General features: G+C 71.7%; 8 protein-coding genes and 1 pseudogene. 6 read left to right on the top strand and 3 right to left on the bottom strand.

Going from position 1 to position 12597, the window contains the following annotated elements; all coding sequences use genetic code 11:
• Positions 1-6 precede the first annotated feature (6 nt).
• The gene (locus DXZ73_RS26915; protein WP_116213624.1) at positions 7-384 is read right to left on the bottom strand and encodes a hypothetical protein; all 378 of its coding nucleotides are present in this window, start codon (positions 382-384) and stop codon (positions 7-9) included.
• Positions 385-530: 146 nt separating this feature from the next.
• On the opposite strand from DXZ73_RS26915, the pseudogene DXZ73_RS26910 reads away from it, so the two are divergent.
• Positions 531-1265, top strand: a pseudogene (locus DXZ73_RS26910) (helix-turn-helix domain-containing protein); the annotation flags it as partial.
• An 82-nt stretch (positions 1266-1347) separates the two neighbouring features.
• The gene (locus DXZ73_RS39625; protein ID WP_116213622.1) at positions 1348-1551 is read left to right on the top strand and encodes a DUF397 domain-containing protein; all 204 of its coding nucleotides are present in this window, start codon (positions 1348-1350) and stop codon (positions 1549-1551) included.
• A 143-nt stretch (positions 1552-1694) separates the two neighbouring features.
• Here the strand turns inward: DXZ73_RS39625 and DXZ73_RS26900 are convergent, their stop codons facing one another.
• Positions 1695-3536, bottom strand: coding sequence for a phosphoenolpyruvate carboxykinase (GTP) (locus DXZ73_RS26900; protein WP_116213621.1), 1842 nt, complete (start codon positions 3534-3536; stop codon positions 1695-1697).
• Between the two features lie 276 nt (positions 3537-3812).
• Between DXZ73_RS26900 and trhA the strand changes: the two genes are divergently transcribed.
• The 3 genes from trhA (at position 3813) to DXZ73_RS26885 (ending at position 7091) form a co-directional block, all read left to right on the top strand.
• The gene (gene trhA, locus DXZ73_RS26895; protein ID WP_116213620.1) at positions 3813-4559 is read left to right on the top strand and encodes a PAQR family membrane homeostasis protein TrhA; all 747 of its coding nucleotides are present in this window, start codon (positions 3813-3815) and stop codon (positions 4557-4559) included.
• A gap of 356 nt (positions 4560-4915) precedes the next feature.
• Positions 4916-6457, top strand: a complete 1542-nt coding sequence (locus DXZ73_RS26890; protein ID WP_116213619.1) for an MFS transporter — start codon at positions 4916-4918, stop codon at positions 6455-6457.
• Entirely contained in the window at positions 6450-7091 is a 642-nt protein-coding gene (locus DXZ73_RS26885; protein ID WP_240351502.1) for a TetR/AcrR family transcriptional regulator, read from the top strand. Before DXZ73_RS26890 ends, DXZ73_RS26885 begins: the two co-directional genes overlap by 8 nt.
• A 12-nt stretch (positions 7092-7103) precedes the next feature.
• Here DXZ73_RS26885 and DXZ73_RS26880 read toward each other — a convergent pair whose 3' ends face one another.
• A complete protein-coding gene (locus DXZ73_RS26880; RefSeq protein WP_116213617.1) occupies positions 7104-9179 on the bottom strand; it encodes a thioredoxin domain-containing protein in 2076 nt (691 codons plus the stop codon).
• Positions 9180-9309: 130 nt separating this feature from the next.
• On the opposite strand from DXZ73_RS26880, the gene DXZ73_RS26875 reads away from it, so the two are divergent.
• Complete coding sequence (locus DXZ73_RS26875) at positions 9310-12594, top strand: ATP-binding protein (RefSeq protein WP_116213616.1); 3285 nt, start codon at positions 9310-9312, stop codon at positions 12592-12594.
• The last annotated feature ends 3 nt before the right edge of the window (positions 12595-12597 follow it).

Genomic DNA, 12597 nt, shown 5'->3' with positions numbered 1-12597 from the left:
AAAACCTCACCGCCCCGCGGCCCGCAACGGCGGATGCCCCGCCCGGGCATGCTCCGCCAGCTCCCCGTCGAGCCGGAGCACTCGCTCCGAATCCAATTCCCTGAGCGCGACCGCCCGGTCCAGCCGCAACCGGTCGCAATAGCGGCATGAAACACGCCCCGTGGAACGGACATTGACCTCCGCCACCCGGTTTCTCAATGCCTGCTCCCGACTCAGCGGCCGAATATCGGGCAGCGCCGCATCCCACTCCCGTCCACCCCCGAGCGGACGCAGAGCGTAGAACTCTTTGCCCTTCGCCATGACCTCTCCGACCCGGTTCCGTGCGATATCGAGCACGGTCTCGCCGATTTCCGGCACATAGGGGGAGGGCGTCGTGTGCGGCATGCGGGGTTCCTCACGCATTTCGGTCCCATAGACAGTAACTTCCCTGACACACAACAGGTTTGCCTGTCAGGGGAGGGGGCCGCAACGCCCCCGTCGTTCCAAGGTCATCTGTCACGGGACACGGAGGGGAACCAGTGAATCGACGCATGTCCAGGCCGGAGCCGGGCGCGAGCACGGCTGCGGTGTTCGGGGAGCTCTTGAAGCACTTGCGCGAGGCGGCGGGCCACACGCAGGAGACGCTGGGGAAGCTGATCCCGTGCGACCGCTCGCAGGTAGCCAGGGTCGAGTCTGCGACGCGGGTACCGAAGGAGGAGTTCGTCGCTCGGTGCGATGAAGTGCTGGACACAGGCGGCATGTTGCTGCGCCTGTGGGTTCGCATCGACTGGTACCAGGAGGTGGAACGGCCGGACTGGTTCAAGCGGCGGGTCGAGATGGAGAAGGAAGCTGTATCCATCCACGAGTACGAGTCGCAGGTAGTGCTAGGGCTTCTGCAGACGGAGGATTACGCGCGAGCTCTGTTCTCCACAGCCACGGATCGGACGGAGTCCGAGGGTCGCGTACGCGCTCGCATGAGTAGACAGGAGCGCTTCCTCTGTCCGGATGGGCCAATGCTGTTCGCGGTGATGGATGAGAGCTGCATCCGCAATGTATTTGGGGGCCGACAAGTGATGCGCCGACAGTGCGCTCACCTGCTCGCCCTCGGAGAGCAGCCCAATATCCGCATCCAGTTCGCACCTGCCCAGGTCGCCAACCTCCTGCGCCCCAAGGCCCCCATGTCCATCCTCAGACTCCCGGACGGACATCAGTGGATCTACACGGAGTCGCTGCACCGGGGCCACTTCAGCGACGATCCAACAGTCGTGGCCCGACACTCCCGGACCTATGATGTGCTCAGAGCTGACGCCCTGTCGGCCAGCCAGTCAGCCGCCCTGATCAGCGAGGCGATGAAAGGGTACGAGCACGATGAAGAGGATCGAGCTCAGCTCAGCGACTTGGACGAAGAGCAGCCACAGCGACAACGACCACGGCAACTGCATCGAAGCAGCCCTCGATATCCCCGGCTCCGTCCCCGTCCGCGACAGTAAGAACCCCACCGGCCCCGTACTCGACCTCTCCCCCGCCGCGTGGGCGACCTTCGTCACCGCCGTACGCCAACAGCGGATCTGAAAATTGGCCGTATTTCCGGACACGCTTACCGGAAATGTAACAGCATGCAGAGGGCATCGATCTGCCGATGGTCCGTCAGGCGCCGGGCGAGGGTGGCCACATGTCGGCAGGGGCCCGCCCCGGAAGCCGGGGCGGGCGGGGCATCAGCCCAGGCGCTGGACCAGCGCGCGGTACTCGTCCCACAGCTCCTTCGGCGTGTGGTCACCGAAGGTGTTGAGGTGCTCGGGGATCAGGGACGCCTCCTCGCGCCAGACGTCCTTGTCGACGGTCAGCAGGAAGTCGAGGTCGGCGTCGTCGAGGTCGAGACCGGCGGTGTCCAGCGCGGCCTTCGTCGGCAGAATGCCGATCGGTGTCTCGACGCCCTCCGCCTTGCCCTCGAGGCGCTCGACGATCCACTTCAGGACCCGGCTGTTCTCGCCGAAGCCCGGCCACACGAACCGGCCGTCCGCGTCCTTGCGGAACCAGTTCACGTAGTAGATCTTCGGCAGCTCGGCGGCGTCCTTGTCCTTGCCGACCTCCAGCCAATGACCCATGTAGTCACCCATGTTGTACCCGCAGAAGGGCAGCATGGCGAAGGGGTCGCGGCGCAGCTCGCCGACCTTGCCCTCGGCGGCGGCGGTCTTCTCGGAGGCGACGTTGGCTCCGAGGAAGACGCCGTGCTGCCAGTCGAAGGACTCGGTGACCAGCGGGACGGCCGAGGCGCGGCGGCCGCCGAAGAGGATCGCGGAGATCGGGACGCCCTTGGGGTCCTCCCACTCGGGCGCGATGATCGGGCACTGCGAGGCGGGGACGGTGAAGCGGGCGTTGGGGTGGGCGGCGGGGGTCCCGGAGGCCGGGGTCCAGTCGTTGCCCTTCCAGTCCGTGAGGTGCGCGGGCTGCTCCTCGGTCATGCCCTCCCACCACACGTCGTTGTCGTCGGTGAGCGCGACGTTGGTGAAGACGGAGTTGCCCCACATGGTCTTCATGGCGTTGGCGTTGGTGTGCTCGCCGGTGCCGGGCGCGACGCCGAAGAAGCCGGCCTCGGGGTTGATCGCGTAGAGGCGGCCGTCGTCACCGAAGCGCATCCAGGCGATGTCGTCGCCGATGGTCTCCACCGTCCAGCCGGAGATGGTGGGCTCCAGCATGGCGAGGTTGGTCTTGCCGCAGGCCGAGGGGAACGCGGCGGCGACGTACTTCGACTCGCCCTGCGGCGGGGTCAGCTTGAGGATGAGCATGTGCTCGGCCAGCCAGCCCTCGTCGCGGGCCATGACGGAGGCGATGCGCAGGGCGTAACACTTCTTGCCCAGCAGGGCGTTGCCGCCGTAGCCGGAGCCGTAGGACCAGATCTCGCGGTCCTCGGGGAAGTGCGAGATGTACTTCGTGGTGTTGCACGGCCACGGGACGTCGGCCTCGCCCTCGGCGAGCGGGGCGCCGAGCGTGTGGACGGCCTTGACGAAGAAGCCGTCGGTGCCGAGCTCGTCGAGGACGGCCTGGCCCATGCGGGTCATGGTGCGCATCGAGACGGCGACATAGGCGGAGTCGGTGATCTCGACGCCGATCGCGGACAGCGGCGAGCCGACCGGGCCCATGCAGAACGGCACGACGTACATCGTGCGGCCGCGCATCGAGCCCCGGAAGATGCCCTGCTCGCCGGCGAAGCCGCTCCCTTCTCCGGTAAAGATGGCCCGCATCTCGGCGGGGGCCTTCCAGTGGTTGGTCGGACCGGCGTCCTCCTCCTTCTCGGAGCAGATGAACGTACGGTCCTCGACGCGGGCCACGTCGCTGGGGTCGGAGGCGGCGTAGTACGAGTTGGGGCGCTTGACGGGGTCAAGCTTCTTGAACGTGCCCTTGGCGACGAGCTCCTCGCACAGGCGCTCGTACTCGGCCTCGGAACCGTCGCACCAGACCACCCGGTCCGGCTCGGTGAGGGCGGCGATCTCGTCGACCCAGGAGATCAGCTCCTGGTGGTTGGTGAGGGTGGTGGGAGCCGCATTGCTGCGCGCCACGATCGCTCCGTCCCGCCGGAAACCACGCTGCCCCGGCGTCAGGTGTTGAGGGTTGAACGGGCCGGGCCGCGGCAGCTGCTCCGACGGCGTAGTCCGTTTCTGTGGAAGGTTGCCCCTTGGGGGCTGCGACCCAGACGCTTCGTGACCGCTCATCCGGTGCCGCCCGCACTCATTTGATCATCCGACTCCGATTCCGTTCTGTCCAGGGGGCGCTCCCGTGACCATCGCCACGTGATACTGATCCGTAACTTACGGTGGCGTAGGTAGCATGGCGCCATGACTCCCGCGCCCGACGCAGCGCCTTCCGCGCGCCCCGCTCCCGCCGGCGCCGCGGCCGCCGCACCCCCCGCCGCTCCCTCCTCTTCCGGCGCATCCGACACGGCACTTGACGCCAAGCCGCGACTGCGCGGCTGGCTGCACGCCGGGATGTTTCCCGCCGTGCTGATCTCCGGTGTCTTCCTGACCGCGCTCGCCGACAGCACCCGCGGCCGGATCGCGTGCGCGGTCTATGTGCTCTCCGCGTGCCTGCTCTTCGGCATCAGCGCGCTCTACCACCGCGGCAACTGGAGCCCCCGCGCCAACGCGGTGCTCCGCCGCCTCGACCACGCCAACATCTTCCTGATCATCGCGGGCACCTACACCCCGCTGACCATGCTGCTCGTCCCCGGCGGCCGGGGTCAGGTGCTGCTGTGGGCGGTGTGGGCGGCGGCCGCCGCGGGCATCGCCTTCCGCGTCTTCTGGGTCGGCGCGCCGCGCTGGCTCTACACCCCCTGCTACATCGCCATGGGCTGGGCGGCCGTCTTCTTCCTGCCCGACTTCCTGCGCACGGGCGGCATCGCCGTGCTCGTCTGCGTGATCGTCGGCGGCCTCCTCTACAGCGTGGGCGGCGTGATCTACGGGATCAAGCGGCCCAATCCGTCACCGCGGTGGTTCGGCTTCCACGAGGTCTTCCACTCACTGACGCTGGCGGCCTTCATCGTCCACTACGTGGGCATCTCGCTCGTCGCCTATTCGCACGCCTGACCCTCTCGGCGCCAGGCGCGCGGCACGCCCCGCACCCGCCGTCCCCAGTGGCCGTGGCCTCGACGCCACGGCCACTCGCCATGCCAGGGCCCCGACACCGGCCAGCGCCACCAGCACCACGGCGATCTCGCCGACGATCACATAGCCCCCGACGCACAGCGCCCCCACCAGCACGGCGAGCAACTTCACCATGACCAGCATGGTCACCACCCCTTATCGATCATCGCTGATCTCACCCCTGCCCAGCACCCAGCGTCACACACCCCACTGACAGTCAGCATGCCATTAAGAGTCCGCGCGATTGACAGCCTCAATCTTTTGAGAGTTACTGCCATTTAACGCCGACTCCCGGAGGTATGCCCGTGAGCAATCGACCCGACCCGCGGCGCTGGTGGGCGCTGGGCGCCCTCGTCGCCTGCATGCTCGTCCTCGGTTTCGACGCCACGATCCTCAATGTCGCGCTGCCGACCATGGCCACCCAACTGGGCGCCGACACCGGTCAGCAGCAGTGGATAGCCAACTCCTACCTCGTGGTCTTCGCCGCCCTGATGCTCCCCGCGGGCCTGCTCGGCGACCGCTACGGCCGCCGCCGCATGCTGATCACCGGGCTGACGGTCTTCCTCGGCGGCTCCCTGCTCGGCACCCTCGCCGACAGCCCCGGCCCGGTCATCGCCGCCCGCTCGGTCCTCGGCGTCGGCGGCGCGCTGATCATGCCCCTCGCCCTGTCCGTCCTGCCCACGCTCTTCCCGCCCGAGGAGCGCACCAAGGCCGTGGGCATGGTCTCCGCCGCCTCCGCGCTCGGCATGCCGCTCGGCCCGATCGTCGGCGGCTGGCTCCTCGACCACTACTGGTGGGGGGCGATCTTCCTGATCAACGTCCCGCTGGTGCTCGTCGGCATCCTCGCCTGCGTCTTCCTCCTCCCCGAGACCAGCGCTCCCTCCTCCCCCGCCGTGGACCCCCTCTCCACCGGCCTCACCGTCACCGGCCTCGGCGCCTTCGTCTTCGCCCTCAACGAAGGCCCGACCCGCGGCTGGACCTCCGCCACCGTGCTCGGCACGCTCGCCGCCTCGGTGCTGCTGCTCGCCTCCCTCGTCGGCCGGGAGCGGCGCCGCTCCCGGCCGATGCTCGACCTGGCCCTCCTGCGTCACCGCGGTTTCCTGTGGAACACCGTCACCGCGGCACTGGTCACCTTCACGTTCATGGGCCTGCTGTTCGTCCTGCCCACCTACCTCCAGGTGGTCAAGGGCCAGGACGCCTTCGGCACCGGGCTGCGGATGCTGCCGATGATGGGCGGGCTGCTCGTCGCCTCCCGGGCGGCCGGTCCGCTCGTCCAGCGCTTCGGGCCGCGGCCGGTCGTCACCGGCGCCCTGCTCGTCATGGCCGTCGCCGCGCTGCTGGGCAGCCGTACGGACGTCCACGACGGCTACGGCTGGACGGCCCTGTGGCTGACCCTCACGGGCTTCGGATTCGGCTTCGGCATCATTCCCGCCATGGACGGCGCACTGGGCGCCCTGCCGCGCGACCGCGCGGGCAACGGCTCGGGACTACTGATGACGCTGCGTCAGGTCGCCGGTGCCGTCGGCATCGCCGCACTCGGCAGCCTGATCGCGGGCACGTACACCCACCACCTCGACACCGCCGGGCTCCCGCCCGCGGCGGCCGACGCCGCCGAGGCCTCCGTCGGGAGCGCCCACCAGGTGGCCGCCGAGCTGGGCAGCGAGGCCCTCGCCCGCTCGGCGGACGCCGCGTACCTCCACGGCATGGACCTCGCCCTCCTCGTCGCCGGCATCGCCGCCACCCTGGCCGCGATGCTGACCACCGCCTGCCTGCCCGACACCCGCCCCGGCCGGCCCGCCTCCCGGGACCACGCTGTGGTCGCCGAGAAGACCGATGCCTGAGAATGCAGACATGGCCCCCGCGAACACCTCGTCCGCCGCGACGTCCGAGCCCAGGCTCGGGCTGCGCGAGCGGAAGAAGATCCAGACCCGTCAGGCGATCCGCCGCGCCGCCTACCTGCTCTTCGAGCGGCAGGGCTACGACGGGACCCCGATCGACCAGATCGCCGAGGCCGCGGACGTCTCCCCCAGCACCGTCTTCCGCTACTTCCCGACCAAGGAGGACATCGTCCTCACCGACGAGTACGACCCGGTGATGGAGGCCGCCATCCGGGCCCGCCCCGCCGACGAGAGCCCGGTCGAGGCCATCCGGCAGGGCGTCCACGTGGCCATGCGCCACATCATGGAGAACGACATCGTCGAGCTCAGGCAGCGCACCCGGCTCGTCCGCGAGGTGCCCTCCCTGCGCGGCCGCCAGGCCGAGGGCATGGGCCAGTCGGCCCGGATGCTGTGCACCGTCCTCGCCGAGCGCTCCGGCCGCGACGCGAACGACGTCGAACTGCGCGTCGTCACCAGCGCGATCCTCGGCGCCATGCACGAAGCCCTCATGTACTGGGTCGAACAGGGCCAGCAGGAAGACCTCATCGCCCTCATCGACCGCACCCTGGACGTCCTGGACCGCGGCCTCACCCTCTGACCGCGCCCCGCCTCACGCCTCCCCCGCCAGGCGCTCCGCCAACACCTCCGGATCGCCCGTCGGCGCCTCGCAGGTGAAGGCACGGCACACATAGGCGGCCGGACGGCCGTCGAGAAGCGTCCGGTGCGCCAGCAACGGCACCTCGGCGCCCGCCCCGTCACCGTCCGCGGGCGGGCCGCCGACCGCGACAGCCAGACCGGGCGCGGTGGACAGCAGGGCCGTGCGGTGCAGCTCGCGCGTGGCCGGATGGTCCTCCGGGCCGACCACCGCGACCTCCCGGGGGCCGTCGAGCAGCGCCTCCGCCACCGCCAGCCCCCAGCTGATGAAGCGCGGAGCCCGCGGCCCCAGCGCCCGTACGACACCGAGCGCCCGCTCCGCCGCCTCCCGGTGCGCACTGCTGCCGGTGTACGCGGCATACGTCAGCAGCGCACCACAAGCGGCGGTCCAGCCGGACGGGGTGGCGGTGTCGGTGGGGTCCTGCGGGCGGCGGATGAGCGCCTCGGCGTCGTCGGCGGTGTCGAACAGGCTGCCGTCCGGGCCGGTGAAGTGAATCAGCACCGTGTCCAGGAGCAGCCCCGCGAAGTCGACCCAGACGCCCTCGCCGGTGACCGCGCTGAGCGTGAGGAAGCCCTCGGCGACATCGGCGTAGTCCTCCAGGACACCCGCGTGGGACCCCGCGGCACCGTCCAGGGAGGTGCGGAACAGCCGCGCGTGCCAGTCCATATGGGTGCGCACGAGCAGATCGGCGGCGTCCGTCGCGGCCTGGATCAGATCCGGGCGGTCGAAGTACGCGCCGGTCTCGGCGAGCGCTGCGACGGCCAGACCGTTCCACGCGGCCACGACCTTGTCGTCGCGGCCGGGCCGGGGCCGCTGCTCGCGCGCCGCCAGCAGCCTGGACCGCACCGACGCGAGCTTCCCGGCGTCGAAGAGCCGCTCGCGGTCGGGCAGCTGAAGGACGGAGGCACCCTCCTCGAACGTGCCCTCCTCGGTGACGCCGAAGTGCGCGGCCGCCTGCAGCGCGTCCTCCTCGCCCAGGACCTCCCGCAGCTGCTCGGGGGTCCAGACGTAGAACGCCCCCTCCGCGTGCTCGTCCGACCCGTCGGCCACGGCGCTGTCGGCGTCCAGCGCGGACGCGAACCCGCCCTGGTCCGTGCGCATTTCACGGACCAGGAAGTCGGCCGTCTCCAGGGCCACGCGCCGCGCGAGGTCGGATCCCGTCGCCCGCCACAGGTGCGCGTAGACGCGGCACAGCAGGGCGTTGTCGTAGAGCATCTTCTCGAAGTGCGGCACCGTCCAGGTGGCGTCCACCGCGTACCGCGCGAAGCCGCCGCCGAGCTGGTCGTAGATCCCGCCGCGCGCCATCGCCTCGCACGTGGCCTGCGCCATCTGGAGCGCGGCCTCCGAGCCCGTACGGGCGTGATGGCGCAGCAGGAACTCCAGGGCCATGGACGGCGGGAACTTCGGCGCGCCCCCGAACCCGCCGCGCACGGCGTCGAATTCCCGGGTCAGACCCATCAGCGCCTGGTGGAGGTCCTCGGCGGCCGGCGGCCGCGCGCCCTCCTTCTCACCGGGCATGCCGAGGGCGAGGGTGCGCTCGGACAGATCCCGGACGATCCGGCCCGCGACCTGCCCGACCTCGTCGCGGCGGTCCGCCCACGCGGTCCGTACGCCCTCCAGGACCTGGGGGAACGACGCCGAGCCGTGCCGGGGCGCGGGCGGGAAGTAGGTGCCGAAGTAGAAGGGCTCGGCGTCGGGCGTGAGGAAGACGGTCATGGGCCAGCCGCCGTGCCCGGTGGCGGCCTGGACGGCCTCCATGTACACGGCGTCGATGTCGGGCCGCTCCTCGCGGTCGACCTTGACCGAGACGAAGTGCTCGTTGAGGAAACCGGCGGTCTCCTCGTCCTCGAAGGACTCGTGAGCCATCACATGACACCAGTGACAACTCGAGTACCCGACGCTCAGCAGCACGGGCACATCGCGGCGCCGGGCTTCTTCGAAGGCCTCGGGCGACCACGGCCACCAGTCGACCGGGTTCTCGGCGTGCTGGAGGAGGTAGGGGGACGTCTCATGCGCCAGGCGGTTCGGCATGACCCCCATCCTTCCCCACGCGGGCCCGAGGGCGAGTTATCCACAGGGCTGCCGGAAATCTCGCGGAGACGGAACACTTGAGGCACTGAGCACTTGAGGCACAGAGCGATCGCTGGTGGAGGGGGAAGCCATGGCGGGAGTGCGGGCCGTTCTGAGGGACAGTCACCGAACGGAAGTCGAGGATCTGCTGGGCCGGATGGCGGAGGAGGAGGTCCGCCGTTCGGGCGGGGCCACCGACGGCGCGGCGCTGCTGCGCCGCGCGCGGACGGAGCTCGAGGCGATAGCGGCCAAGGCCACCGAGGAGTACGAGGCGTATGTGCGCGCGCTCGACGAGGAGGCGGCCGCCCGGCGGCCTCTGACGGCCGGGCTCACCCGTTCGGCGCTGGCCGCCCCCGCGCTGGTCACGGCGGTGGCGGCGCTCTCGGCGGTGGGCACGGACCTCGGTTTCGGCACCTCGGCGGGCACGGCGCTGGGCGCGGGCGTCGGCGTGGCGGTGGCGGGCTCCGCGGCCACGGTCCTCAAGCTGACCGCGGGGCACTGGCCCGCCGCGCACCGGCGGGCCGGGCTGCGGGGGCAGCCGGGCGGCGCGCAGCAGTTGAGGCTGGCGTGGCTGACGGCGGTCGAGGTGCGCGGGGTGCGGCCGTTCCTGGACCAGCAGCGGATGCTGTCCGCGGCGACGCGGGCGGGCGGCGGCGGGCGGACGACGGGGCGGCCCGGCGCGAACGGCACGGCCCGGGGGCCGGTGCTGCGCGGAGCGGACCGCAGCGCGGCGGCCCGGCGGCGCAATGTGCTGGAGCACTCCTTCGACCACATCCCGGAGGCGGTGGGCCCGTTCGCGGGCCGCCGCGACCACCTCGCGCGGATCACCCAGTGGGTGCACCAGGCGCGGGCGAGCACGGAGACCAAGCCGACGGTGGTGCTGCTGCACGGGCCGCCCGGCTCGGGGCGCTCCACGCTCGCGATCCGGGCGGCGCACCACCTGCGCGACCAGTTCCGCGGCGCGTGCGTGGTGGATCTGCGCGGCGAGTCCGACGAGCCGCCGCTGCCGACGCGCGACGCCCTGCTGCATCTGCTCAACCGGCTGGGCGCACCCCGTGACCAGCTGCTCTTCCGCGAGCGGTCCTCGCACGAACAGCACCTCAAGAAGCTCTCCGAGCTCTATCACCAGCACCTCACCGACCTGCCGGTGACGGTCGTGCTGGACGACGCCTCGGACGCCGAGCAGGTCCGCACCCTGATCCCCGAGCGCTCCGAGAGCCTCGTCCTGGTCACGACGCGGGCCCCGCTGGCCCTGCCGCCCGATCTGGTGGCGTGGGTGCACGAGCTGCCCGTCGGCCCGCTGGACGAGGCGGGCGCGGAGGAGCTCCTGCGGGCGGCGTCCGAGGAGCCGCAGGCCGCTTCGTACGACGAGAAGGCCCTGGCCCAGGTGCGCGAGCTGTGCGGCGGGCTGCCGCTGGCCCTGCGGGTGGCGGGTTCCTCCCTGGGCGAGCGCGCCCCCCACCTGCTGGCCGCGGAGCTCGCGGCGTCCGGGCAGGACGACCCGGTGGAGCGCGTGCTGTGGCTGCGCTACATCGACCAGAGCGACAGCGCCCGGCAGCTGCTGCGGCGGATGGCGCTGGCGGGCCGGGCCTCGCTGGGCGCGGCCGCGGCGGCGGCGCTGCTCGCGCAGGACGAGCGGGAGGCCGGGCGCGAGCTGGCGGCCCTGGCCCGCGCGGGCCTGATCGAGCAGGTCCGCGCCGGCCGGTATCGGATGCACGACCTGGTCCGGGCCTTCGCTCACGCGCGGCTGCACGAGGAGGAGGGGCCGGGCGAGCTGAGCGCGGCGCAGGAGCGGCTGATCCGCAGCTACGCGGAGCTGGCGGACTCCGTGATCCGGATGGTCGACGGCAAGACCTCGACGCGGGCCGACATGTTCGTCAAGGGCGCGGCGAGCGGCCACGGCTTCACCTCGCTGGACGCGGCGCTGCGCTGGCTGGACGACGAATCGAGCTTCATCACGGCGGCGCTGCGGCACACCGAGGGCGTCGACCAGGCGGCGGTGCTGCATCTGCTGGGCGCCCTGTGCGACTACTGCCTGCTGCGCGGCGACCTGTACCGCCTGGGTGAGCTGAGCGAGCTGACCCAGGCGACCGACCGGAGCCTGCTGGTCCGCTCGGTGCAGTGGCGTACGGGCATCGCGGCCAGGCAGCTGGGCGAGCTGGACACCTCCCGTACGACGCTCTCGTCCGTCGTGGATCTGTATTTCGACGCCGAGCACCCCGCGGGCGCCGCCCGGGCGCTGCGCGATCTGGGCGTCACCCTCCAGCACCAGGGCCATCTGCGCGAGGCGACGGACAAGCTGCGGGAGGCGCTCGCCCTCCAGGAGGCCCGGGAGCTGAGCGGGGACCGGGCGTGGACGCTGCACGCGCTGGCCGCCGTGGAGCGCGACCGCGGCGGGATAGCGCGGGCGCTGGAGCTGCTGACCGAGGCGCTGGAGCTGCACCGGGAGAGCGAGAGCCTGCACGGGCAGGCGTGGGCGCACTTCCAGCTCGGTCAGGTGCGGCTGCGGATGGGCCAGGTCGAGCGGGCGGAGGCGGACTTCCGCGAGGCCCAGGAGCTCTACGGCCGCACCCAGGACGGCCGCGGCGGGGCCTGGGCGCTGACCCAGCTGGCGCGGGCCCGGCTGGTGGCGGGCGACGCGGGCGCGGCGGTGGAGCAGTTGCACCGGGCCGCGGCCCGGCACCGGGAGAACGAGGACGCCCGCGGCGAGGCCTGGTCGCTGTACTACCTGGGCCTGTCGCTGGAGGAGAGCGGCGACCGGGCGGCGGCCCTGCGCGCGCTGGAGCGGGCGCGCACCATGTTCAACCGGATGAGGGACGCCTACGGCCTGGCCTGTGCCCGGCACCACGCGGCGCGGGTGACCCGCGACCAGCGAGCGGCGCAGACGGGCAACCTGCGCAACAGCGGCTTCGCCCGGCAGCTGCTCCAGGACGCGCGGGCGGACTTCCGGCGGCTGGGCGTGCCGCACGGCGAGGCGTGGTCCTGTGTGGAGCTGGCCGTCGTCGACGCGGGCAACGGCCGGTCCGACTCCGCGCTGGAGCTGGTGACGGAGGCGGAGCGGCTGTTCACGGGCTACGGAGACCGGCGGGGCGCGGCCTGGGCCCGGTTCCTGCGGTGCACGCTGCTGCCGCTGACCTCGGCGGGCGGCTCCGTGGTGGGCACGGCGGTGGCACAGGAGGAGCTGGCGCAGCTGCTGTTCGAGCTGCGGTCCGCAGACTGGGCGACGGACCCGACGCTGGAGGACTGCGCGGACGCGTTCGCCCTGCTGCTGGAGCGCGGCATCGAGCCGGAAGAGGGATGGCAGGCATGGCGGCTCGGCATGGTGCCGGGCCGCCGTGCCCGGGAGGTCATGGCGGTGCTGTCCCGTGACAGCTGACCG

This window comes from Streptoverticillium olivoreticuli subsp. olivoreticuli, assembly GCF_003391135.1.
In the GTDB taxonomy this organism is placed as follows: Bacteria; Actinomycetota; Actinomycetes; order Streptomycetales; family Streptomycetaceae; genus Streptomyces; species Streptomyces blastmyceticus.
This window is presented reverse-complemented; position numbering and strand designations above follow the sequence as displayed.

Coding starts and splice junctions, on each gene's coding strand:
- DXZ73_RS39625 (WP_116213622.1), top strand. CDS start 1,348: ATGAAGAGGATCGAGCTCAGCTCAGCGACTTGGACGAAGAGCAGCCAC.
- DXZ73_RS26880 (WP_116213617.1), bottom strand. CDS start 9,179: ATGCCGAACCGCCTGGCGCATGAGACGTCCCCCTACCTCCTCCAGCAC.
- trhA (WP_116213620.1), top strand. CDS start 3,813: ATGACTCCCGCGCCCGACGCAGCGCCTTCCGCGCGCCCCGCTCCCGCC.
- DXZ73_RS26915 (WP_116213624.1), bottom strand. CDS start 384: ATGCCGCACACGACGCCCTCCCCCTATGTGCCGGAAATCGGCGAGACC.
- DXZ73_RS26875 (WP_116213616.1), top strand. CDS start 9,310: ATGGCGGGAGTGCGGGCCGTTCTGAGGGACAGTCACCGAACGGAAGTC.
- DXZ73_RS26885 (WP_240351502.1), top strand. CDS start 6,450: ATGCCTGAGAATGCAGACATGGCCCCCGCGAACACCTCGTCCGCCGCG.
- DXZ73_RS26890 (WP_116213619.1), top strand. CDS start 4,916: ATGCCCGTGAGCAATCGACCCGACCCGCGGCGCTGGTGGGCGCTGGGC.